Below are 23,120 nucleotides of genomic sequence, written 5' to 3'. Positions count from 1 at the left end.
AAAATTTTTAAATATTAATGTTTATAATTTAAACATTTTTTAAAATAATGTAAGATAAAATAATAATCGTTTAAATTATACTAATTTTAATTTTATGATATTATATATGTTTTTATAATATAAAAATATTAAAATTAAAATAGACATTAAATATGATTAATATTTCTAAAAAAGCTCAAAATTACCTTAAAAATATTCTTCTGAAAAAAGATTATGTTAAGAAACTTAGAATATCCATAAAATATCCTGGTACAAAATATGCTGAATGTAAAATGTCATATAATACTCAACAGGATTTTCAAAATACGGACATTGAAATAAAATATTTTCATTTTAGTATTTATGTAAATAATACTATTTTACCACATCTAAAAGATTCAAAAATTGATTTATTATATGATGAATTACATCAACAACTTATGTTAATGGCACCTTATGCTAAAGAAAAAATAGATAACAACCAATATTATAATCATTCATTATTTAATAAATTAGATCATTTTATACAGTGTTATATTAATCCTATGTTATCTTCACATGGCGGACAGATTACTTTATTAGAAATTACAAACTTAGGTTACGTAATTATTAAATTTTTAGGTGGTTGTAATGGTTGTTCAATGGTTAATACAACGTTAAAAGAAAATATTGAAAAACAAATTTTAAATAATTTTCCTTTGCTCAAAGGAGTTAAAGATATTACAAAACATAATTATGGTAATCATTCTTTTATTTAATAATATTTTAGAATGTCATTTATTTTAATTATAAAAATATTTTTATAATTATTTAAGTAAATGCATTTTATGTATAGCATTCAAAATAAATGAAGGTTTTGAATATGAAAAGGGTATTTATTTTAGTATTAGATTCTTTTGGTATTGGATATAGTGAAGATGCTAATAAATTTCATGATGTTGGTGCAGATACATTTGGCCATATAGCAGAATATTGTTACTTTGGTAAAGCAAATTATAATAGATTTAGTTCTTTATATATTCCTAATTTAATGTCTTTAGGATTAGGTCAAGTATATAAAAATATAACAGGTTATTTACCTTATGGTATAGCTAAACCATTAAATGTTATTGGAAGTTATGGATATGCTAGTGAGATTTCTTCAGCTAAAGATACTTCTTCAGGACATTGGGAAATTGCAGGTGTTCCAGTATTATTTGAATGGGATTATTTTCATAATATTAAAAATAGTTTTCCTGATAATTTATTACAAAAAATAAGTTGTGCACATGGATTAACTGGTATTTTAGGTAATTGTCATGCTTCCGGAACAGATATACTAAATGATTTTGGATCTCTTCATATAACAACAAAAAAACCAATTATTTACACATCATCTGATTCAGTATTACAAGTAGCTTGTCATGAAAAATATTTTGGGTTAACTAATTTATATGAATTGTGTCAAAAAATTAGATATATTTTAGATAAATATAATTATAATATTACTCGAGTGATCGCTCGTCCATTTATAGGAGAAAAGAAATTTCATTTTATTAGAACAAATAATCGTCGTGATTTTTCTAAGTTACCTCCCGGGAAAACTGTGATTCAAAAATTAATTGAAGAAAAAGAAGGTGATGTAATTGGTATTGGTAAAACCTCAGATATTTTTGGTCATATAGGCATTACAAAAAAAATATATACTTCAGGATTACAAGATTCAATTAATTCTACTATAGATGAAATAAATCGCATATCTCAAAAAAATACCATAGTTTTTAGTAATTTTGTTGAATTTGATTCTTTATGGGGTCATAGACGTGATGTTTCAGGATATGCTTTGGGTTTAGAATATTTTGATTTACGTTTACTAGAGATTTTAAATGGTTTAAAAATAGAAGATATTTTAATTATTACTGCTGATCATGGTTGTGATCCTACATGGAAAGGTACTGATCATACTCGAGAATATGTTCCAATATTATTATATAATAAATTATTTCCTGTTCAATATTTTGGTCACAGAAAAACATTTTCTGATATTGCTCAGACTATTTCAAAGTACTTTTCTTTATCTAGTATGAATTATGGGAGTAGTATATTATAAAATTATGAAAATTCTTAGTTATATATTGTTATAGATAATATTTTATTTTTTATTATTATATACATTTACATATAAGGTAATATTTAATGGTTACACCTCATATTAATGCTCAAAAAGGTGATTTTTCAGAACGTGTTATTATGTCTGGAGATCCTATAAGAGTAAAATATATTGCAGATAATTTTTTAGAAAATGCATATGAAGTGACAAATGTTCGGTCTATGTTGGGATTTACAGGGCATTATAAAAATGTTATGGTATCTGTTATGAGTCATGGAATAGGCATACCATCTGCTCTAATTTATATTAAAGAACTCATTCAATATTATAATATTAAAAAGATTATTCGAGTTGGGACATGTGGGGCTGTTCGAAATGATATTAAATTGAAAGATATTGTTATTGCTATGGGTGCTTGCACTGATTCTAAAGTGAATCGACTAAAATTTAACAATTATGATTTTTCTGCTATTGCAGATTTTGAAATGCTTTGTAATGCAGTAAAATATTCAAAGAAAATAAATATTAATGTTCGTGTAGGTAATTTCTTTACAACAGATCTATTTTATGCGTATGATTATAAAATTTATGATTTATTAAGTAAGTATAATATTATTGGGATAGATATGGAAACTTCAGGAATATATAGTATATCTTCTGAATTAAATATTCAAACTGTTTCTATATGTTCCGTGTCAGATCATATTATACATGGTCAAATGTTGTCTGTTAATGATCGAGAAAATAGTTTTAATGATATGATTGAAATTGCTTTAGAAACAATTATTATATGATACTATTTTATATATTATAGTGTATGTATGAATTTACAAGAAAATTGAATTTGTATTTTTGGTGAGAAAGGGATTCGAACCCTTGATACGAAATATTCGCATACATGCTTTCCAGGCATGCTCCTTAATCCTCTCGGACACCTCACCATCATAATAACCTATTATACTGTATCTTATCACATATATTATAATATTGGAATAATATTTTATTAATTATTTATTATAATACGTATTTTACAACAAAAAATTTAAAATATATTAATGAATTTATTATTTTATATTTTATACATTATATGTGATATACGTAAAATTATACAATACTAAATCATCAATATTTTATATATTTTAATATTATTATTATCAGAATTATAGTATGATAAAATTATTATATATTATTCAGCCAATATAATTAATATAGTATTGGATATTCTAACTAAATTTTTGATTTATTATACATATGGTAGAGAAAAGAAATATTTTTTTAATCGGACCTATGGGTGCTGGAAAGAGTACTATTGGTCGTTTATTATCTAAAGAATTAAATATGGAGTTCTATGATTCTGATCAAGAAATTGAAAGACGGACTGGAGCTGATATTAATTGGGTTTTTGATGTTGAGGGTGAGTTGGGTTTTAGAATTCGTGAAGAAATCATTCTTGATGAATTAACGCAAGTTAGTAAAATTATATTAGCTACTGGAGGTGGATCGATTATATCAAAAAATATAAGAAATTTTTTATCTTCTAGAGGTACAGTAATATATTTAAAAGCGAATGTTGAAAAACAATTAATGAGAACTAAAAGAGAAAAAAATAGACCACTTTTAAAATCTGTTAATAATGTTGATATGGTGTTAAAAAGATTAGCGTTTCAAAGAAGTTTATTATATACATCAATATCTGATATAACATTTGATACCGATAATAAAAGTATTAAAAACATAGTATATAATATTATCAATATTTTAAAAAATATTTAATTATTATACATTATTTATCATTTTATCTTGATAATTAGAGTTTAATTTATGGAGAAAATAGTAGTTGATTTAAATAATTATTCTTATCCTATCTACATTGGTTTTAATATATTAAGTGAAAAAAATATTTTTTATCCCTTAAAAAAGAATGATCGAGTGATGTTAGTTACTAATACTACTTTATCTTCTATATGGAAAAATATAGTTTTAAATTATTTATCGAAATATGGCATGATTGTTGATGAGTTTATTTTTTTAGATGGAGAAAAATATAAAAATTTAAATTCTGTAGAATTATTGGTGTCTGATTTATTAAAGAAATTACATGATCGTCATACTACTTTAATTGCACTAGGTGGTGGAGTTATAGGTGATTTAACTGGTTTTGTGGCTTCTATTTATCAACGTGGAATACGTTTTATTCAAATACCAACTACTTTATTATCTCAAGTTGATGCAGCTATAGGAGGAAAAACAGGTGTTAATCATATTTCTGGAAAAAATATGATTGGTTCGTTTTGGCAGCCTATTTCTGTTATCATTAATTTAAATTTTTTAAATACTTTATCTCATAATCAAATAGTTTCTGGTTTATCAGAAGTAATTAAATATGCTATTTCTTTTGATTATGATTTTTTTGTATGGTTAGAAAAAAATTTAGATAGTATTTTATCTTTGAATGAAAACAGTTTATCATATTGTGTAAAACGATGTTGTGAATTAAAAACTAATATTGTTACTATTGATGAAAAAGAAAATTATTATCGTATGTTATTAAATTTAGGACATACATATGGGCATGCTATTGAATCATATTTTAAATATTCTTGGTTACATGGAGAGGCTATATCAATAGGAATGGTCATTGCACTTCGAACTTCTGAAATTCTTGGTATATTAGATAAGTTTGATATTGAACGTATTATTATTTTATTACAGAGAGTAGGATTACCTACTACTATTCCTAGTAATATGTCTATTAATTCTTTTTTAAAGTATATGATTCGGGATAAAAAAAATAATTTAGGTAAAATTAAATTGATTTTGCCTACTGCGATTGGGCAAGTAAAAATTTTTGAAGATGTCGATCAAAATACTATGATATCTGCTATTCAGTCTTGTTATAAAACATAAAGTATTATAATTTTATTTTACATTTAATTAACTAAAGAGATTTACATGAAAAAATTTTTTATTGCTCCTTCAATTTTATCTGCAAATTTTGCAAAATTAGGAGAAGATATTAAGAGTGTTTTAATTGCAGGTGGTGATTTGATTCATTTTGATGTCATGGATAATCATTATGTTCCAAATTTAACGTTAGGTCCTATGGTTTTAAAATCTTTAAGAGATGATAATATTATAGCACCAATTGATGTGCATTTAATGGCAAGACCAGTTGATGATTTGATTTTAAAATTTGCAGAATCTGGAGCGAGTTTTATTACTTTTCATCCTGAAACTAGTGATCATATTGATAAAACATTGAATTTAATTAGGAAGTGTGGTTGTAAAGTTGGAATTGGATTAAATCCTTCTACTCCGTTAAATATTTTAGATTATATTATGGATAAATTAGATCTTATTTTATTAATGGGAGTTAATCCTGGTTTTTCAGGACAAAAATTTATTCCATCAATGCTTAATAAATTACATCATATTCGAGAGAAAATTGATTCATTATTTCCAAATATTCTTTTATCAGTAGATGGAGGTGTGAATGGCAATAATATTTCTGATTTAGTTATTGCGGGGGTGGATATATTTGTTATTGGTTCTTTTATTTTTAGTTCTAGAAATTATTTAAAGGTTATTACAAATATAAGACAGAACATAAATAAAACATATAATAATATAATTAATTTATAGAATGATATTTTACATAATAAGGTTAAAATATGGTTTTACTGCAACCGACTATTTTTAGTGCTATACAACCATCGGGAGAATTAACTTTAGGTAATTATATTGGATCATTATCTCATTGGTCGTTTATTCAAAATAATAATAATTGTATTTATGGAATAGCTAATTTACATTCAATAACTACTATTTCTCAGAAATCGAATTTATTAAAAAAAATTACATTAGATACATTATCTTTTTATTTAGCTTCGGGTATTAATCCTAATAAAAGTATTATTTTTGCACAATCTGATGTACATGAACATTGTCAATTAAATTGGATATTAAATTGTTATACATATTTTGGTGAACTTTCAAGAATGACACAGTTTAAAAGTAAATCAAAACAGTATTCTAAAAATATTAATGTTGGATTACTCAATTATCCTGTATTAATGTCGTCAGATATTTTATTATATCAAAGTAATAGGGTATTAATTGGTAAAGATCAGAAACAACATTTAGAGTTAGCTAGAAATCTAGCTATTCGATTTAATTATTTATATGGCAATATATTTAAAATTCCTAATGTTTATATACCTAATTTTTGTAGTTCTAAAATTATGGCGTTACTAAATCCTCAAAAAAAAATGTCTAAATCAGATAGTAATCGAAATAATGTGATTTTTTTATTGGAAAGTAAAAAATCTATTTTTTCTAAAATTAGTAAATCAATTACTGACTCTGAAAATAAAATATATTATGATATAGTAAAAAAACCTGGAATTTCAAATTTATTGAATATTTTTTCTAGTTTAACTGGTATAAAAATATCGATATTAGAAAATGATTTTTCTAATATGTTATATCAAGAATTTAAGATGTTAGTTGCTGATAAGATTGCAGAAGTTTTATATAAATTGAAAAATAAATTTTTTTATTTTAGAAATAATGAATCTTATTTACAAAATATTTTAGAAAATGGTGCGAATCAAGCTCGCATAAAAGCTAAAATAACTTTAGATAAAGTGTATAATATATTAGGTTTATAAATATTTTAATATATTAAATATTTTCTTTATGTTTACTAACAAAACCTAATATCCAAGACATAATAAATATTATTCCATATAATATGTTAGAAATAATTAATGCTCCACGTATTCCTGTTTCATGAACTATTGGACCAGTTATCACAAATGTTAATAATGTTCCAATTGTTCCTGACATTAATATTAGATTTATTAATTTTTGTGATGTTTTTTTAGTTTGTAAAGATGCTAATGTGATTAAAATAGTATAAATAGCACTTGAAAAAAAACCTAAAATTATTATAATGATGTTTAATATTGTTATATTGTTATTATAAATAAATAAATACATAAATACAGTAGAAATACCAGTAAGATATAATAAAGATTTTTGTAAATCAAAAAATTTTAACATATAACTAAAGAACCACATACCTAACATATAAGACATCCAAAAATAACTAACTAATTTCCCTGCTAACTGTATATTAACGCCAATAATTTGTGTTGTATATTCTGGAATCCAAGAAATAAATCCGAGTTGTCCTAGAATATAAAATGTAGCTGAACAACATAATATTGGTATACTAATTCCCCATTTTGTATTTTTGTAATTTATTTTATCTAATGTATATTGGTGTTTTGGAAATTGGATATTAATAGTAATAATAAATATTAAAAAATATATGATTCCAATCATTACATAAATGAAATACCATGGAATATGCTTATTAAGTAAATAAGATGCAATAACTGGAAAGATCATACCTGACATGCTAAAAAATGAATCTGTTAATAATAATTTAGATGCTCTTTCTTCACCTTGATAAATACTTGTAATTAAAAAGGTACCTATTGACATTGTCATGCCACCTACAATACCTAAAATAGAAATATTTAAGCAAAACATAGTAAGATTATTAGAATATATTAATCCTAATATAGATAATATAATTAAAATAAAACCAATAATAATTTGTTTTTTTAGGGTAATAAAATTAGTTATCCAGGAACTTAAAAATATAGAAAACAACATTCCAGCATTTAAAAATGTGAATGTATTACTAATATTATTAATAGAAGTATTGAAATATTCTGCAATATTTCTCATTACTATTCCTGTAATAATTATCATAGATCCTGTTAAATAATAAGATAGAAAACTAATTACAGTTAATCCAATTTTATTTTTATTTTCCATTATTTTCCTTAATTTTGATTTTATTATTAGTTTTACAGGTTATAAAAATCATTTATTTTCATATATTTTGAAAATCATTTTGAGTATATGAGTGTCTTTACTTTTTAAATTAAATATTTTTACTTTTTTATTTCTATATGTTAAAATAGGAAAAAATTTCACAGAAGTGATATGATTGATATACACTATATTGGTTATGGGTTCAATATATGGTACAGAAAATTCAACTAGTGCATTGTTATTTTCTAATTCTTTAATGAAAGGTTGTAAACATAGTATAAAAAATATATTTTTTTATTGTGATGGAGTGTTAAATGGGAATAAAATGTCGTTTACATCCATAGATGAAAATAATTTAGTGAATTCTTGGTATCAGTTAAGTAAAAAATTTTTTATTAATTTAAATATTTGTTCTAGTGCAGCTTGTAGACGTGGTGTTATTGATGATACTATGGCGTTAGACTTAGGTTTTTTACATGGTAACTTACATTTTTCTTTTCGATTAACAGGATTAGGAACATTTGTACAATCTGTATTAAATTCTGATAGAGTATTACAATTTTAATCATGATAAAGAATATAGCTGTTGTATTTTCACATGCTCCGTATGGTAATAGTTTAGGTAGAGAAGGATTGGATTTTATTTTATCTGCTTCTTGTTTTACTAAAAATATAAGTATTTTTTTTATTGGAGATGGTGTTTTTCAAATATTGAAACACCAAAATTCAAAAGTAATATTATTAAAAAATCATTCTTTTTCATTTAATATTTTACCATTATGTGATATTAATAATTTTTATGTATGTTATAATTCTTTAATTAAGAGAGGGTTAAAAAAAAATATGAATTTTATGTTAGGAGTAAATATTTTACCTTTAGAAAAAATTCGAAATACAATGAATAATTTTAATTGTATTTTAAATTTTTAGTAATTTAAAGGTTGTATTATGCTACATGTATTAGTAAGTTCGCCTTTTAAAATAGATTGTAATTTAACATTAAGTATGTTAAATCCTTTAGATAGTTTTATAGGTATACAAGATGGTGTATTTATTGGTTTAGTAAATAATGTTTTTATAAAGGATTTTTTAAAATTTTCATTCAAATTATATTTATTAAAGGAAGATGTAATAGCTAGAGGTATTACTTCTTATATTTCTGATCAATTTCATTTAATAAATTATGCTCAATTTATTGTCTTGACAGAAAAATATCAAAAAGTTTTAAATTGGTAAATTTTTATTATGTTTACAAATTATTTAAATGTTATTGTATATTTAATTATAAATAATTTTTATATTTGTTATTCATATCATTTGATAAATTATTAAGGAAGATATATGGTTACAATTAACCAATTAGTTCGTGTGCCTAGAATACGAAGAATTGTAAAAAATAATGTTCCTGCTTTAAGTCAATGTCCTCAAAAACGAGGTGTTTGTATTAGAGTATATACTACTACACCAAAAAAACCAAATTCTGCTTTACGTAAAGTTTGTCGAGTTAAATTAACAAATGGATTTGAAGTGACTGCTTATATTGGAGGGGAAGGACATAATTTACAAGAACATTCGGTTATTTTGATACGAGGAGGTCGTGTAAAAGATTTACCTGGAGTAAGATATCATGTCATCAGAGGTGCTTTAGATTGCGCTGGTGTTAAAGATCGAAAACAAGGTCGATCAAAATATGGTGTAAAAAAAAATAAAAAATAATTTATATATTATAATAATTTTATTATGTAGTTAAATTGTAAACGGAGAGTATATGGCGCGTCGGCGTGTTATTGGACATAGAAAAATTGCACCAGATCCAAAATTTTCTTCTGAGGTATTAGCAAAATTTATTAATATATTAATGGTAGATGGTAAAAAATCGATTGCTGAAGTAATTGTATATTCAGCTTTAGATAAGTTGTCTCAAAAAACTAAAAAAAGTGAATTAAATATTTTTGATTTAGTTTTAGAAAATATTCGCCCTCTTGTAGAAGTAAAATCTCGTCGAGTAGGAGGTTCAACATATCAAGTACCGGTTGAAGTAAGACCTATTAGAAGAAATGCATTAGCAATGCGATGGATTATTGAAGCAGCTCGGAAAAGAACAGATAAGTCTATGTCTCTTCGTTTATTTCATGAATTATTAGATGTTTTAGAAAATAAAGGTGCTGCTATTAAAAAACGAGAAGAAGTACATCGTATGGCTGAAGCAAATAAAGCTTTTGCTCATTATCGTTGGTAATATGTATTTACTATATTTGTTAAATAGTTATAATAACTTAATAACATATTCTTCATTTCACATTACATTTGATTCAAAGAGGATCAAACATGGTTCGAAAGACGCCCATTATAAATTATAGAAATATTGGAATTAGTGCTCACATAGATGCAGGAAAGACAACGACAACTGAACGTGTTTTATTTTATACAGGTATTAATCATAAAATAGGTGAAGTTCATGATGGAGCCGCTACAATGGATTGGATGGCGCAAGAACAAGAACGTGGCATTACAATTACTTCAGCTGCTACTACTACGTTTTGGTCTGGGATGTATAATCAATTTCCTTCGCATCATATTAATATTATTGATACTCCAGGACATGTAGATTTTACTATTGAAGTAGAACGATCTATGCGTATTTTAGATGGCGTAGTGATGGTTTATTGTGCAGTAGGAGGAGTACAACCTCAATCGGAAACTGTATGGAGACAAGCTAATAAATATAAAGTACCTAGAATAGCATTTATTAATAAAATGGATCGTATAGGTGCAAATTTTTTTAGAGTAATTGAACAAATGAAAGATCGATTAAAATCTAATCCAATACCAATTCAATTACCTATAGGTGCAGAAGATAAATTTATTGGTATAATAGATTTAGTAAAAATGAAAGCAATTTATTGGAATGAATTAGATCAAGGTATTACATTTAATGTTAAAGATATTCCTGAAAATATGTTATCTGAATCAAAAATATGGAATCAAATATTGATTGAGGCATCAGTAGAATCAAATGAATCTATGATGGATAAATATTTAAATAATGTATTTTTATCAGAAAAAGAAATAAAAATTGGGTTACGAAATAGAGCTTTAAGTAATGAAATTACATTGATTACTTGTGGATCAGCATTTAAAAATAAAGGTGTTCAAGCATTATTAGATGCGATTATTGATTATTTACCTTCTCCAGTTGATGTAGATTCTGTAACAGGAGTTATGAATGATGATCCATTAATAGAAAATAAACGTATTTCAGATGATAAAGAATATTTTTCTGCTTTAGCATTTAAAATAGCTACTGACCCTTTTGTCGGTAATTTAACTTTTTTTAGAGTATATTCAGGTATTGTAAAATCTGGAGATACTGTTTTGAATTCAGGGAAATTACAAAAAGAACGGTTTGGTCGCATTGTTCAAATGCATGCTAATAAAAGAGAAGAAATTAAAGAAGTTCGAGCTGGTGATATTGCTGCAGCTATTGGTCTAAAAAATGTAACTACTGGTGATACTTTATGTGATATAAATAATCCAATTGTTTTAGAAAAAATGGAATTTCCTGAACCAGTAATTTCTATTGCAATAGAACCTAAAACAAAAACTGATCAGGAAAAAATGGGGTTATCATTAAATCGATTAGCTAAAGAAGATCCTTCTTTTCGAGTACATACTGATCATGAATCTAATCAAACTATTATTTCTGGTATGGGCGAACTACATTTAGAAATAATTATTGATCGTATGAAGAGAGAATTTAATGTTGATGCTAATGTTGGTCAACCTCAAGTTGCATATCGTGAAACAATTAAAAATAAAGTTTATGATATTGAAGGTAAATATATTAAGCAATCTGGAGGAAGAGGTCAATATGGACATGTTGTAATTGATATATTTCCATTAGAATCAGGTGATGTAGGATATAAATTTATTAATGATATTAAAGGTGGTGTCATTCCTAGTGAATATATTTCAGCAATTGATAAAGGTATTCAGGAGCAATTAAAATCTGGTCCTCTTGCAGGATATCCAGTAGTGGATATAGGAATTAGATTACATTTTGGTTCTTATCATGATGTTGATTCATCTGAACTTGCATTTAAATTTGCAGCTTCTATAGCATTTAAAGATGCTTTTAAAAAAGCAACTCCAGTACTACTAGAACCCATTATGAAGGTAGAAGTAGAAACTCCAGAGGATTATATGGGGGATGTTATAGGAGATTTAAATCGTAGAAGAGGCGTAATTGAGGGTATGCAAGATTTGAAAATAGGTAAAATCATTTCTGCTAAAGTTCCTTTATCAGAAATGTTTGGATATGCAACAGATTTACGTTCTCAAACACAAGGAAGAGCTTCATATTCTATGGAATTTTTAAGTTATTTAGAAACTCCTAAAAATATTTCAATGAATATTATTGACAAACGAGAATAATATTTTAAATTATATTGTAATATATTTATTATTAGTTATACCAAGTTATACAAAAGGAAAAAATTGTGTCTAAAGAAAAATTTCAACGTTTAAAACCACATATTAATGTAGGTACTATAGGACATGTCGATCATGGTAAAACTACTTTAACTGCTGCTATTACAACTGTTTTATCAAAACGTTATGGTGGTTCTGCTCGCGCTTTTGATCAGATTGATAATGCTCCTGAAGAAAAAGCAAGAGGTATTACAATTAATACATCTCATGTTGAATATGATACTCAAGTTCGTCATTATGCGCATGTTGATTGTCCTGGTCATGCTGATTATGTTAAAAATATGATTACTGGAGCAGCTCAGATGGATGGAGCGATTTTAGTTGTAGCAGCGACTGATGGTCCTATGCCTCAAACTCGAGAACATATTTTATTAGGTCGTCAAGTAGGTGTTCCACATATGGTAGTATTTTTAAATAAGTGTGATATGGTTGATGATGAAGAGTTACTGGAATTAGTAGAAATGGAAGTTCGTGATTTATTAACACAATATAATTTTCCAGGTGATGAAATTCCAATTATTAGAGGATCAGCTTTAAAAGCATTAGAAGGTGATCCTAAATGGGAATCAAAAATTATTGAATTATCTAATGCTTTAGATACTTATATTCCTTTACCTAAACGTGATATTGATAAACCATTTTTATTACCTATTGAAGATGTATTTTCTATTTCTGGACGAGGTACAGTAGTTACTGGAAGAGTTGAGAAAGGTATTATAAAAGTTGGAGAAGAAGTAGAAATTGTTGGTATTAAACCTACTACTAAAACAATTTGTACAGGCGTAGAGATGTTTAGAAAATTATTGGATGAAGGACGTGCTGGAGAAAATGTTGGAGTTTTATTAAGGGGAACTAAGCGTGATGAAATAGAACGGGGTCAGGTTTTATCTAAACCTGGAAGTATTCATCCTCATACTAAATTTGAGTCAGAAGTATATATTTTATCTAAAGAAGAAGGTGGTAGACATACTCCGTTTTTTAAAGGGTATCGTCCTCAATTTTATTTTAGAACTACAGATGTTACTGGTTTTATTGAGTTGCCAGAAGGTGTAGAAATGGTTATGCCTGGAGATAATATTAAAATGATCGTAACTTTAATTAATCCTATAGCTATGTCAGATGGATTAAGATTTGCAATTCGAGAAGGTGGAAGAACTGTCGGCGCAGGAGTTGTAGTAAAAGTGATTAATTAGTAATGTTGTGTATTGATTTGATATGGTTTTATATAAATAATTGTTTTAAAATATGTTCAAGAGAAGAGAATAAAAATACTCTTTTCTTGATTATGTATTACTAATAAATATAATTTATAATATAATAATTAATAAGTATGTAATTGAAATATTATATTTTTATGATTATTTTAATAATTATATTATTATTAAAATAAATTGTATATATACGTATGTAATTTTTTGTATTATATTGTTATAACATCTATCTATAAAATATTTGTATAAATTAGATAGTCTTTTAATGTTTTTATATAACTGGAGTTATGATTCTATGCAGAATCAAAGAATTCGTATTCGTTTAAAAGCTTTTGATCATCGATTAATTGATCAATCGACATTTGAAATTGTAGAAACAGCTAAAAGAACTGGAGCACAGGTTAGAGGACCTATTCCTTTACCTACTCGGAAAGAACGGTTTACTGTTTTAATTTCGCCTCATGTAAATAAAGATGCACGTGATCAGTATGAAATTTGCACACATAAGAGGTTAATTGATATTGTACAACCTACTGAAAAGACTATTGATGCGTTAATGAAATTAGATTTAGCTTCAGGAGTAGATGTACAAATTAGTTTAAGTTAATTTTATAATTATAATTGGTGAAATAATGATTGGTTTAGTTGGTAAAAAAATTGGAATGACACGTATTTTTACTAAAGAGGGTGCCTCCATTCCGATAACTGTCATTGAAGTTACAGAAAATCGTATAACTCAAATTAAAAATTTTATTAATGATCACTATTGTTCTATTCAAGTAACCACTGGGATTAAAAAAAAAAATCGGTTATTGAAATCAGAAATTGGTCATTTTGCTAAATCAGGATCACTAGCAGGTCGTGGATTATGGGAATTTAAAATTTTAGATGTTCAAAAATTTAAATTAGGTCAAAAGCTTAGTATTGGATTATTTGATGCTTTTAAAAAAGTTGATGTTACTGGAGTATCTAAGGGTAAAGGATTTTCAGGTACTATAAAACGTTGGAATTTTAGTATGCAGGATGCTACTCATGGAAATTCATTATCACATAGAGCGCCTGGTTCAATTGGTCAAAATCAAACTCCAGGAAGAGTATTTAAAGGTAAAAAAATGTCTGGTCATTTAGGAAATCATCGTGTTACAATACAGAATTTAAATATTATTAAAATTAATACTGAAAAGAACTTATTATTTGTTAAAGGTTCTGTTCCTGGAGCAACTGGTGGTGATTTAATTATTAAACCAGCTGTAAAGGTATAAGGAAACAATAAAATGGAATTAATACTTAAAGATTCAGGAGTCTCTATTTCTGTTTCAGATATTATTTTTAATCAAGAATTTAATAAATCATTGGTTCATCAAGTAACTGTTGCATATTCATCTGGTTCTCGTCAAGGTAGTCGAGCTCAAAAAAATAGATCTGAAGTATCTGGTTCAGGTAAAAAACCATGGCGTCAGAAAGGAACGGGTCGTGCTCGTGTAGGTTCTATTAGGAGTCCTTTATGGAGATCAGGAGGGGTAACTTTTGCAGCAAAATCAAAGATTTATAGTAAAAAAGTTAATAGAAAAATGTATCGTGGAGCATTGAAAAGTATTTTTTCAGAGTTGATACGTAAAAATAGATTAATTATTTTTGAAGATTTTTCTATATTATATCCCAAAACAAAACTTTTATTACAAAAATTAAAAAGTATTTCTTTAGAAGAAGTTTTAATTATTCAGAATAATATAGATAATAATTTACTTTTAGCATCTAGAAATTTACATAAAGTATGTATTCAAGATATTAAATCTATTAATCCTATACAATTAATTGCTTTTAAAAATATTATTATGACTAGTTCAGCAATTAAAACAATTGAGGAAATTTTACTTGCATGATATCACAAGAAAAATTATTTAAAATTTTATATACTCCACATATATCTGAAAAATCTTCTATTTTTTTAAATAAAAATAATACAGTAACATTTAAAGTTTCCGTAAAATCAACTAAATTAGAAATTAAATTAGCTATGCAAGAATTATTTTCAGTGGATATTAAAGGCATTAATACAGTTTTAGTTAAAGGTAAAATAAAAAAGAAAGGAAAATATAATATTTATAAGAAGCATTGGAAAAAAGCTTATATTACTTTACAAAAAGGACAAAAATTAGATTGTATAAATGATGTCTAATTAAATAAAGTGATTGGAGAAAATTAGTATGGTAATTGTAAAATGTAAACCAACATCCCCAGGTCGTCGACATGTTATTAAAGTAGTTAATCCTCATTTATATCGAGGCAGACCATATTCTTTATTATCTACTGGTAGTCATAAAAGTGGTGGTAGAAATAATCAAGGTCGCATTACAACTCGACATATTGGAGGTAATCACAAAAGAATTTATCGTATTATTGATTTTAAGCGATCTAAAGATGATATTACTGCTCGTGTTGAACGATTAGAATATGATCCTAATCGATCTGCTAATATAGCATTAGTTTTATATCAGGATGGTACTAGAAAGTATATTTTAGCTCCTAAAAAATTAAAAGTGGGAGATGAAGTGGTTTCAGGTTCTAAAGTTATGATTAAAATTGGTAATAGTTTACCAATGAAAAATATTCCAGTCGGTACTTTAATACATAATATTGAGATGAAGCCTAATAAAGGTGGTCAGATTGCTCGAACAGCTGGAAACTATGCTCAAATTATTGCTAGAGAAGGTGTATATGTAACATTAAGATTACGTTCCGGTGAGATACGTAAAGTTGAATCTAAATGTCGAGCAACGATTGGTGAAATTGGTAATTCTGAACATATGTTGAGAGTTTTAGGGAAAGCAGGTGCTTCTCGTTGGAGGGGTATTCGCCCTACAGTTCGTGGTACTGCAATGAACCCTGTTGATCATCCTCATGGTGGGGGAGAGGGTAGAAATTTTGGGAAACATCCAGTCACTCCATGGGGTCAACAAACTAAAGGTAAAAAAACTCGTAAGAATAAACGTACTAATAAATTTATTTTACGTAATTGTAATAGTAATAAATAATTGTTAAGGATATTTTAAATATGCCTCGTTCCCTTAAAAAAGGACCCTTTATTGATCTTAGTTTATTATCTAAAATAAAAAAAATAAATCAATCTGGTAAAAAAAAAATCTTTAAAACATGGTCTAGACGATCAACAATTTTCCCAGATATGGTGGGTTTAACAATTTCTATTCATAATGGTCGTCAACATATACCGGTATTTATTACGGAAGATATGGTTGGTCATAAATTAGGTGAATTTTCTTTGACTCGTACTTATAGAGGTCATACGGCAGATAAAAAAATTAAAAAACGTTAGGTAAGAAAATAAATGGAAATTTTAGCTAAATATAAAAAAGCGAAATCGTCAGCACAAAAAGTACGACTAATTGTTGATTTCATTCGAGGTAAAAAAGTAGTTCATGTAATAGATTTTTTAAATTATCATAAAAAAAAATCAGCTTTTTTAGTCAAAAAAGTACTTGATTCTGCTATTGCGAATGCTAATCATAATTATGGTTTAAATAAAAATGATTTATTTATAAAAAATATTTTTGTAGATGAAGGTCCTGTAATGAAACGAATGATACCTAGAGCTAAAGGTCGATCAGATCGTATTTTAAAACGTACTAGTCATATTACTGTTATTGTATCTTCTATAGATAAATAAGATAATATTTTAAAGGAATAAATATGGGTCAAAAAGTGCATCCTCATGGTATGAGATTAGGTATTATAAAATATTGGAATTCTACTTGGTTTGCAAATAGTAAAAAATTTTCTGAATATTTATATAGTGATTTTAAAATTCGTCAATTTTTAAACAAAAAGTTGAATAAAGCATCTATTTCTCGAATTATAATTGATCGTATATCAAAAAATATTCGTATCACTATTTATACCGCTCGTCCTGGAATTGTTATTGGAAAGGGAGGTGAAGATGTTGAGAAATTAAGATCAGAAATTGCTATTATTGCAGGTGTTCCAGCGCAAATTAATATTTCGGAAATTAAAAAACCAGAATTAGATGCTAAATTAATTGCTGATAATATTGCCTCACAATTAGAAAGAAGAATTATGTTTCGTAGAGCAATGAAAAGAGCAGTTCAAAATGCTATGAAGAAAGGAGCTAAAGGTATTAAAGTAGAAGTTAGTGGTCGTTTAGGTGGTACTGAAATAGCAAGGACAGAATGGTATCGTGAAGGTCGAGTTCCTTTACATACTTTACGTGCAGATATTGAATATAGCTTATCTGAAGCACATACTACATATGGTATTATTGGTGTTAAGGTATGGGTTTTTAAAGGTGAAATTTTGGATGGAATGAAAATTCTTGAAAATTCTCAACAAAATATTATTAATAAAAAGAAAACATATCGTAAATATCGAAAATAAAGGAGATAATGTAGATAATGTTACAACCTAAACGTACTAAATTCCGAAAAATGCATAAAGGGAAAAACCGGGGTTTAGCATTAAATTCTAATATTCATTTTGGTCAGTTTGGATTGAAAGCAATTACTCGAGGACGTTTAACTGGTCGTCAAATTGAATCTGCAAGACGATCTATTACGCGTTCTATGAAACGACAAGGAAAAATTTGGATACGTATTTTCCCAGATAAACCTATTACTCAAAAACCATTAGAAGTAAGAATGGGAAAAGGAAAAGGTAATGTTGAATATTGGGTAGCTTTGGTGCAGCCTGGTAAGATATTATATGAAATAAATGGTATTTCTGAAGAAGAATCTCGTTCAGCATTTAAATTGGCAGCATCTAAACTTCCTATTAAAACTATTTTTGTAACTAAAATGGCGATGTAATGAAATTAATTCAATTGCGTAAAAAATCATCTCATGAGTTATATATTGATTTATTGAATTTATTAAAGGAAAAATTTAATTTGAAAATTCAATTGTCTAATAAAAAATTACAGAATACTCATTTATTACGAATAGTACGTCGTAATATTGTTAGAGTTAAAACTATATTGACTGAAAAGAGAAATCGGATACATGATTCAAAAAATTAAGATATTGAAAGGTCGAGTAATTAGTGATAAAATGCATAAATCAGCAGTAGTAGCTATAGAAAGATTTATTAAACATCCTATTTATAAAAAGTTTGTTAGAAGAAAAACAAAACTTCATATTCATGATGAATATAATACATGTTCTAATGGAGATATTGTTGAAATATCTGAATGTCGTCCAATGTCTAAAACTAAATCATGGATTTTAATTAAAGTGTTTAAAAAATTTAATTTTTAATTTTTATGAAGGCATGATTTTTACATGTCTTCTTGTAATTTAAAAATTTTTATTATACTAAATTTTGAGTATTTATTAATTATAGTATTATAAATAGCACAGGGATATCTTATGATTCAAGAACAAACAATATTACGTGTTGCTGATAATTCAGGAGCACGGTTTGCTATGTGTATTCGTGTTTTAGGAGGTTCTAAAAGGAGATATGCTGGTATTGGTGATATTATTAAAGTAACTATTAAAGAAGCTGTACCGCGAGGAAAAGTTAAAAAAGGAGAGGTTTTAAAAGCTGTTATAGTACGTACTAAAAAAGGTATTCGTAGATCGGATGGTTCTTTAATTCGTTTTGATACTAATTCATGTGTAATTTTAAATAATTCTGAACAACCTATTGGTACTCGAGTCTTTGGTCCTATAACACGTGAATTAAGAATAGAAAAATTTATGAAAATTGTTTCATTAGCTCCTGAAGTTTTATAGTGTGTTTTAATAAGGAAATAAATAATGGCATTAAAAATTAGATTGAATGATATTGTAATGGTATTATCAGGGAAAGATAAAAAAAAAATTGGAAAAGTGAAATTTATTTTTAAAAATAAGGATAAAATCATTGTAGAAGGAGTAAATATAGTTAAAAAACATCAAAAACCCATACCATCTCAAAATCAAAATGGAGGAATTATAGAAAAAGAATCTCCTATTCATATTTCTAATGTAGCAATCTTAAATCCTATTACTAAAAAACCGGATCGTATTGGGTTTAGAATAGATTCTGGTAAAAAATTTAGGTTTTTAAAATCAAATAATCAGATTGTTAGATAAAATTGGGAGTATACAATGGTAATATTAAATGATTATTATAAAAAACATATAATAGAAAAATTAATGGTAAAATTTAAATATAGTTCTATTATGCAAGTACCTAAAATTAATAAAATTACTTTAAATATGGGTATTGGGAAAGCTGTACATGAAAAAAAAGCCTTGGATCATGCAATTTTAGATTTAATGACTATTTCTGGTCAAAAACCATGTATTACTAAAGCAAGAAAATCTATTTCTGGTTTTAAAATACGAGAAGGATATCCTATTGGTTGTAAAGTAACTTTGCGGGGTCGAAGAAAATGGGATTTTTTAAATCGATTAATTTCTATTGTTATACCTAGAATTCGTGATTTTCGTGGTTTTTCTAAAAAATCTTTTGATGGTCGAGGGAATTATAGTTTAGGTATACGTGAACAAATTATTTTCCCTGAAATTAATTATGATAATATTGATAAAATTCGGGGTTTAGATATTACAATTACAACTACTGCTAATTCAGATAATGAAGGTATAGCATTATTATCTTATTTTCATTTTCCATTTCGTGTTTAATACTATAAAAGGTACATAGAATAATATGGCTAAAGAGTCAATGAAAGCTCGTGAAAAAAAACGTATTAAATTAGGAATAAAATTTTTTAAAAAACGTCAAAGTTTAAAACAAATTATTTCTAATATGTTAATTACTCAATCAGAGCGTTGGAAAGCGGTTTTAAAATTACAGACTTTACCTCGTGATTCTAGTTTATCTAGACAGAGAAATCGTTGTTTACAAACTGGAAGACCACATGGGTTTATTAGAAAATTTGGATTGAGTCGTATGAAATTAAGAGAATCTGCTATGAGGGGAGAAATTCCAGGTTTAAAAAAATCTAGTTGGTAAAATAATTATAATTTTTATAACAAGTGAGTATAAATATAATGAGTATGCAAGATCCTATATCAGATATGTTAACAAGAATTCGAAATAGTCAATTAGCTAATAAGATTGCAGTGTTTATGCCTTCTTCTAAATTGAAAATTGCAATTAGTTCTGTTTTAAAACAAGAAGGTTATATTCAAGATTATGTTGTTAAAAATATTATGGATCAATTAGTATTAAAAATTATTCTTAAATATTTTAACGGGAAGTCTGTAATAGAAGAGATTAAACGTATTAGTAAACCTAGTTTACGTGTTTATAAAGATAAAAAACATTTACCAGATGTTATGGATGGTTTAGGGATAGCTATTCTTTCTACTTCAAAAGGTGTAATTAGTAATAAAGTAGCTAAAAAAATGGGAATTGGTGGTGAAATTATTTGTTTTGTATCTTAATATGGAGGATACATGTCTCGTATTGCTAAAAAATCAATTACGATACCTAAAAATGTAAAAATTATGTTAAATAATAATATGATTACTGTAGAAAGTAAAAATCATATTCTTAAAAGAAATTTTCATAGTTCTGTTATAATTAAAAATTGTAATAATGTATTATTTTTTAAACCTAAATTAAAGAAATATGATTCTTGGATGCAAGCTGGCACTGTTAGATCATTAGTAAATTCTATGATTATTGGTGTTACTCAAGGATTTTCAAAAAAACTAAAATTAGTTGGTGTTGGATATAAAATTTCAATAGAATTAAATAATATAATTAATATGTTTTTAGGGTATTCTCATGCAATTAAGTATTGTTTGCCTCATGGAATTATTGCAGAAAATATATCTTCTACAGAAATTATTTTAAAAAGTATTGATAAGCAATTATTAGGTCAAGTAGCTGCAAATTTACGATCTAAACGGAAACCAGAATCTTATAAAGGAAAAGGTATTCGTTATTCAGATGAATTTGTACGTATTAAAGAGGCTAAGAAAAAATAATATGAATAGTATAAATAATAAAAAAAATATTCGTATACGTAGAGCAAAAAAAGTACGCTTACATCTGAAAAGATTAAATAAAATTCGTTTAGTTGTACATCGTACATCACGTCATATATATGCTCAAATTATTGATTCAAATACTGAATCTATTGTGGTAGTTGCGTCTACTCTAGAAAAAAAAATTAAAAAAAATCTTATTTATACTGGTAATAAACAAGCTGCCGATGTAATTGGATCAATTATTGCAAATAGAGCTATAAATAAGGGAATTAATACCGTTTCTTTTGATCGATCTGGTTTTAAGTATCATGGTCGTATAAAAATTTTAGCAGAATCTGCTCGAAAAGCAGGATTAAACTTTTGAGGTAAAATAAATTAGTATGGTAAAAATAGAACATACTCAGAATGAATTGAAAGAAAAATTAATTACAGTTAATAGAGTATCAAAAACAGTAAAAGGAGGTAGAATTTTTTCTTTTACTGCATTGACAGTAGTAGGTGATCAAAAAGGAAAAGTAGGATTTGGATATGGTAAAGCTCGAGAAGTGCCTGCAGCTATTCAAAAAGCTATGGATCAGGCTCGTCGTAATATGATTGTGATTACAATTAATAATGGTACTTTACAGCATGCTGTAAAAGGTTCTCATACTGGTTCGAGTATATTTATGAAACCTGCTTCGAAAGGAACAGGAATTATTGCAGGTGGAGCAATGCGAGCTGTTTTAGAAGTTGTAGGTATACAAAATGTATTAGCTAAAACTTATGGTTCTACTAATCCAATTAACGTAGTACGAGCGACAATACGCGGATTGAAGAATATGAAATCTCCAAAAATGATTGCAGAAAAAAGAAATAAATCAATTTTTGATATTATAGGAGGATAGTATATTCACATGATTAAAAAATTAAAGATTATGCAAATTAAAAGTAAAATAGGATGTTTAAAAACACATCAATCGACTTTATTAAGTTTAGGATTACGTCATATTGGAGATATAGTTGAGAGAGAGGATAATCCTTCTATTAGAGGTATGGTCAATAAAATTTTTTATATGATTAAAATAAAAGAGGAATAATATATTGTATTTAAATAATTTAGCACCTAAAAAGGGATCACGTAAGTTACATAAAAGAGTTGGTAGGGGAATAGGTTCAGGTTTTGGAAAAACAGCTGGACGTGGACATAAAGGTCAGAAATCAAGATCTGGTGTTAGTATTAGAAGAGGTTTTGAAGGAGGTCAAACTCCATTGTATCGTCGTATTCCAAAATTTGGATTTTTGTCTAGAAAAAAAATTATGACTTCTGAAGTTAGATTGTCTGAAATACAGAATATATCTAAAAATATTGTTGACTTAAATGTTTTAAAACAATGTAATATTATTAAAAAAAATATTAAATATGTTAAAATTATCAACTCTGGGTATTTAAAGACATCATCATTAATTATTCGAGGTTTAAAAGTTACAAAAGGTGCTCGTTCTATCATTCAATCTTTAGGTGGGAAAATTGAGGAATAAGTA

Annotated in this window: 36 protein-coding genes and 1 tRNA gene; 35 read left to right on the top strand and 2 right to left on the bottom strand. The window is 26.4% G+C overall.

Going from position 1 to position 23,120, the window contains the following annotated elements:
- Window positions 1–152: 152 nt before the first annotated feature.
- The 3 genes from AB4W56_RS01830 (at window position 153) to deoD (ending at window position 2,862) form a co-directional block, all read left to right on the top strand.
- On the top strand, window positions 153–737 hold the full coding sequence (locus tag AB4W56_RS01830; RefSeq protein ID WP_367675772.1) for a NifU family protein: 585 nt from the start codon (window positions 153–155) through the stop codon (window positions 735–737).
- Between the two features lie 104 nt (window positions 738–841).
- Complete coding sequence (locus AB4W56_RS01825) at window positions 842–2,068, top strand: phosphopentomutase (RefSeq protein ID WP_367675771.1); 1,227 nt, start codon at window positions 842–844, stop codon at window positions 2,066–2,068.
- An 86-nt stretch (window positions 2,069–2,154) separates the two neighbouring features.
- Entirely contained in the window at window positions 2,155–2,862 is a 708-nt protein-coding gene (gene deoD, locus AB4W56_RS01820; protein WP_367675770.1) for a purine-nucleoside phosphorylase, read from the top strand.
- 59 nt (window positions 2,863–2,921) lie between these two features.
- Here the strand turns inward: deoD and AB4W56_RS01815 are convergent.
- Window positions 2,922–3,009 (bottom strand) — tRNA-Ser (locus tag AB4W56_RS01815).
- 310 nt (window positions 3,010–3,319) lie between these two features.
- On the opposite strand from AB4W56_RS01815, the gene aroK reads away from it, so the two are divergent.
- From aroK to trpS, 4 genes are read left to right on the top strand one after another with little or no spacing between them, the layout of a single operon-like run.
- Window positions 3,320–3,841, top strand: a complete 522-nt coding sequence (gene aroK, locus AB4W56_RS01810; protein ID WP_367675769.1) for a shikimate kinase AroK — start codon at window positions 3,320–3,322, stop codon at window positions 3,839–3,841.
- Between the two features lie 48 nt (window positions 3,842–3,889).
- Entirely contained in the window at window positions 3,890–4,975 is a 1,086-nt protein-coding gene (gene aroB, locus AB4W56_RS01805) for a 3-dehydroquinate synthase (RefSeq protein ID WP_367675768.1), read from the top strand.
- A 45-nt stretch (window positions 4,976–5,020) separates the two neighbouring features.
- Entirely contained in the window at window positions 5,021–5,710 is a 690-nt protein-coding gene (gene rpe / locus AB4W56_RS01800) for a ribulose-phosphate 3-epimerase (protein ID WP_367675767.1), read from the top strand.
- Window positions 5,711–5,739: 29 nt separating this feature from the next.
- A complete protein-coding gene (gene trpS / locus AB4W56_RS01795) occupies window positions 5,740–6,738 on the top strand; it encodes a tryptophan--tRNA ligase (protein WP_367675766.1) in 999 nt (332 codons plus the stop codon).
- Between the two features lie 13 nt (window positions 6,739–6,751).
- Here the strand turns inward: trpS and tsgA are convergent, their stop codons facing one another.
- A complete protein-coding gene (gene tsgA, locus AB4W56_RS01790) occupies window positions 6,752–7,918 on the bottom strand; it encodes an MFS transporter TsgA (protein ID WP_367675765.1) in 1,167 nt (388 codons plus the stop codon).
- A 196-nt stretch (window positions 7,919–8,114) separates the two neighbouring features.
- On the opposite strand from tsgA, the gene tusD reads away from it, so the two are divergent.
- From tusD to rplO, 28 genes are all read left to right on the top strand, one after another.
- The gene (gene tusD, locus AB4W56_RS01785; protein ID WP_367675764.1) at window positions 8,115–8,483 is read left to right on the top strand and encodes a sulfurtransferase complex subunit TusD; all 369 of its coding nucleotides are present in this window, start codon (window positions 8,115–8,117) and stop codon (window positions 8,481–8,483) included.
- A gap of 5 nt (window positions 8,484–8,488) precedes the next feature.
- Window positions 8,489–8,848, top strand: a complete 360-nt coding sequence (gene tusC, locus AB4W56_RS01780) for a sulfurtransferase complex subunit TusC (protein ID WP_367675985.1) — start codon at window positions 8,489–8,491, stop codon at window positions 8,846–8,848.
- An 18-nt stretch (window positions 8,849–8,866) separates the two neighbouring features.
- The gene (gene tusB / locus AB4W56_RS01775) at window positions 8,867–9,154 is read left to right on the top strand and encodes a sulfurtransferase complex subunit TusB (protein WP_367675763.1); all 288 of its coding nucleotides are present in this window, start codon (window positions 8,867–8,869) and stop codon (window positions 9,152–9,154) included.
- Between the two features lie 105 nt (window positions 9,155–9,259).
- The gene (rpsL, locus tag AB4W56_RS01770; protein WP_367675762.1) at window positions 9,260–9,634 is read left to right on the top strand and encodes a 30S ribosomal protein S12; all 375 of its coding nucleotides are present in this window, start codon (window positions 9,260–9,262) and stop codon (window positions 9,632–9,634) included.
- A gap of 52 nt (window positions 9,635–9,686) precedes the next feature.
- On the top strand, window positions 9,687–10,157 hold the full coding sequence (rpsG, locus tag AB4W56_RS01765) for a 30S ribosomal protein S7 (RefSeq protein ID WP_367675761.1): 471 nt from the start codon (window positions 9,687–9,689) through the stop codon (window positions 10,155–10,157).
- An 89-nt stretch (window positions 10,158–10,246) separates the two neighbouring features.
- Entirely contained in the window at window positions 10,247–12,352 is a 2,106-nt protein-coding gene (gene fusA / locus AB4W56_RS01760; protein ID WP_367675760.1) for an elongation factor G, read from the top strand.
- Between the two features lie 65 nt (window positions 12,353–12,417).
- Window positions 12,418–13,602, top strand: a complete 1,185-nt coding sequence (gene tuf, locus AB4W56_RS01755) for an elongation factor Tu (RefSeq protein WP_367675759.1) — start codon at window positions 12,418–12,420, stop codon at window positions 13,600–13,602.
- Between the two features lie 313 nt (window positions 13,603–13,915).
- Complete coding sequence (gene rpsJ, locus AB4W56_RS01750; protein ID WP_367675758.1) at window positions 13,916–14,227, top strand: 30S ribosomal protein S10; 312 nt, start codon at window positions 13,916–13,918, stop codon at window positions 14,225–14,227.
- Between the two features lie 25 nt (window positions 14,228–14,252).
- Window positions 14,253–14,882, top strand: coding sequence for a 50S ribosomal protein L3 (rplC, locus tag AB4W56_RS01745; protein ID WP_367675757.1), 630 nt, complete (start codon window positions 14,253–14,255; stop codon window positions 14,880–14,882).
- Window positions 14,883–14,894: 12 nt separating this feature from the next.
- Entirely contained in the window at window positions 14,895–15,503 is a 609-nt protein-coding gene (rplD, locus tag AB4W56_RS01740; protein ID WP_367675756.1) for a 50S ribosomal protein L4, read from the top strand.
- Entirely contained in the window at window positions 15,500–15,799 is a 300-nt protein-coding gene (gene rplW, locus AB4W56_RS01735) for a 50S ribosomal protein L23 (protein WP_367675755.1), read from the top strand. The genes rplD and rplW overlap by 4 nt, the downstream gene beginning before the upstream one ends.
- Before the next feature lie 28 nt (window positions 15,800–15,827).
- A complete protein-coding gene (gene rplB, locus AB4W56_RS01730; protein WP_367675754.1) occupies window positions 15,828–16,655 on the top strand; it encodes a 50S ribosomal protein L2 in 828 nt (275 codons plus the stop codon).
- 20 nt (window positions 16,656–16,675) lie between these two features.
- Window positions 16,676–16,954, top strand: a complete 279-nt coding sequence (rpsS, locus tag AB4W56_RS01725; RefSeq protein ID WP_367675753.1) for a 30S ribosomal protein S19 — start codon at window positions 16,676–16,678, stop codon at window positions 16,952–16,954.
- A 12-nt stretch (window positions 16,955–16,966) separates the two neighbouring features.
- Window positions 16,967–17,305, top strand: coding sequence for a 50S ribosomal protein L22 (gene rplV, locus AB4W56_RS01720; protein WP_367675752.1), 339 nt, complete (start codon window positions 16,967–16,969; stop codon window positions 17,303–17,305).
- A gap of 23 nt (window positions 17,306–17,328) precedes the next feature.
- The gene (rpsC, locus tag AB4W56_RS01715; RefSeq protein ID WP_367675751.1) at window positions 17,329–18,030 is read left to right on the top strand and encodes a 30S ribosomal protein S3; all 702 of its coding nucleotides are present in this window, start codon (window positions 17,329–17,331) and stop codon (window positions 18,028–18,030) included.
- A 17-nt stretch (window positions 18,031–18,047) separates the two neighbouring features.
- The gene (rplP, locus tag AB4W56_RS01710; protein WP_367675750.1) at window positions 18,048–18,458 is read left to right on the top strand and encodes a 50S ribosomal protein L16; all 411 of its coding nucleotides are present in this window, start codon (window positions 18,048–18,050) and stop codon (window positions 18,456–18,458) included.
- The gene (gene rpmC / locus AB4W56_RS01705; RefSeq protein ID WP_367675749.1) at window positions 18,458–18,667 is read left to right on the top strand and encodes a 50S ribosomal protein L29; all 210 of its coding nucleotides are present in this window, start codon (window positions 18,458–18,460) and stop codon (window positions 18,665–18,667) included. The genes rplP and rpmC overlap by 1 nt, the downstream gene beginning before the upstream one ends.
- The gene (gene rpsQ / locus AB4W56_RS01700) at window positions 18,651–18,905 is read left to right on the top strand and encodes a 30S ribosomal protein S17 (protein ID WP_367675748.1); all 255 of its coding nucleotides are present in this window, start codon (window positions 18,651–18,653) and stop codon (window positions 18,903–18,905) included. The genes rpmC and rpsQ overlap by 17 nt, the downstream gene beginning before the upstream one ends.
- 111 nt (window positions 18,906–19,016) lie before the next feature.
- On the top strand, window positions 19,017–19,385 hold the full coding sequence (rplN, locus tag AB4W56_RS01695; protein WP_367675747.1) for a 50S ribosomal protein L14: 369 nt from the start codon (window positions 19,017–19,019) through the stop codon (window positions 19,383–19,385).
- Between the two features lie 24 nt (window positions 19,386–19,409).
- On the top strand, window positions 19,410–19,727 hold the full coding sequence (rplX, locus tag AB4W56_RS01690) for a 50S ribosomal protein L24 (RefSeq protein WP_367675746.1): 318 nt from the start codon (window positions 19,410–19,412) through the stop codon (window positions 19,725–19,727).
- Between the two features lie 15 nt (window positions 19,728–19,742).
- On the top strand, window positions 19,743–20,282 hold the full coding sequence (gene rplE / locus AB4W56_RS01685; protein ID WP_367675745.1) for a 50S ribosomal protein L5: 540 nt from the start codon (window positions 19,743–19,745) through the stop codon (window positions 20,280–20,282).
- A gap of 25 nt (window positions 20,283–20,307) precedes the next feature.
- Window positions 20,308–20,613 carry a 30S ribosomal protein S14 gene (rpsN, locus tag AB4W56_RS01680; protein WP_367675744.1) on the top strand — a complete coding sequence of 102 codons (306 nt, stop codon included), beginning with the start codon at window positions 20,308–20,310 and terminating at the stop codon, window positions 20,611–20,613.
- Window positions 20,614–20,651: 38 nt separating this feature from the next.
- The gene (gene rpsH, locus AB4W56_RS01675; protein ID WP_367675743.1) at window positions 20,652–21,047 is read left to right on the top strand and encodes a 30S ribosomal protein S8; all 396 of its coding nucleotides are present in this window, start codon (window positions 20,652–20,654) and stop codon (window positions 21,045–21,047) included.
- 12 nt (window positions 21,048–21,059) lie between these two features.
- Complete coding sequence (gene rplF / locus AB4W56_RS01670) at window positions 21,060–21,596, top strand: 50S ribosomal protein L6 (protein ID WP_367675742.1); 537 nt, start codon at window positions 21,060–21,062, stop codon at window positions 21,594–21,596.
- A gap of 1 nt (window position 21,597) precedes the next feature.
- Window positions 21,598–21,963: a 50S ribosomal protein L18 gene (rplR, locus tag AB4W56_RS01665; protein WP_367675741.1), complete on the top strand. Its 366-nt coding sequence runs from the start codon at window positions 21,598–21,600 to the stop codon at window positions 21,961–21,963.
- Window positions 21,964–21,979: 16 nt separating this feature from the next.
- Window positions 21,980–22,483: a 30S ribosomal protein S5 gene (gene rpsE, locus AB4W56_RS01660; protein ID WP_367675740.1), complete on the top strand. Its 504-nt coding sequence runs from the start codon at window positions 21,980–21,982 to the stop codon at window positions 22,481–22,483.
- Between the two features lie 9 nt (window positions 22,484–22,492).
- Entirely contained in the window at window positions 22,493–22,675 is a 183-nt protein-coding gene (gene rpmD, locus AB4W56_RS01655) for a 50S ribosomal protein L30 (protein ID WP_367675739.1), read from the top strand.
- A gap of 4 nt (window positions 22,676–22,679) precedes the next feature.
- Window positions 22,680–23,117 carry a 50S ribosomal protein L15 gene (gene rplO / locus AB4W56_RS01650; RefSeq protein WP_367675738.1) on the top strand — a complete coding sequence of 146 codons (438 nt, stop codon included), beginning with the start codon at window positions 22,680–22,682 and terminating at the stop codon, window positions 23,115–23,117.
- Window positions 23,118–23,120: the final 3 nt, after the last annotated feature.

The sequence above is a fragment of the Buchnera aphidicola (Phyllaphis fagi) genome (assembly GCF_964058955.1).
GTDB classification, from domain to species: Bacteria; Pseudomonadota; Gammaproteobacteria; order Enterobacterales; family Enterobacteriaceae; genus Buchnera_L; species Buchnera_L aphidicola_AI.
This window is presented reverse-complemented; position numbering and strand designations above follow the sequence as displayed.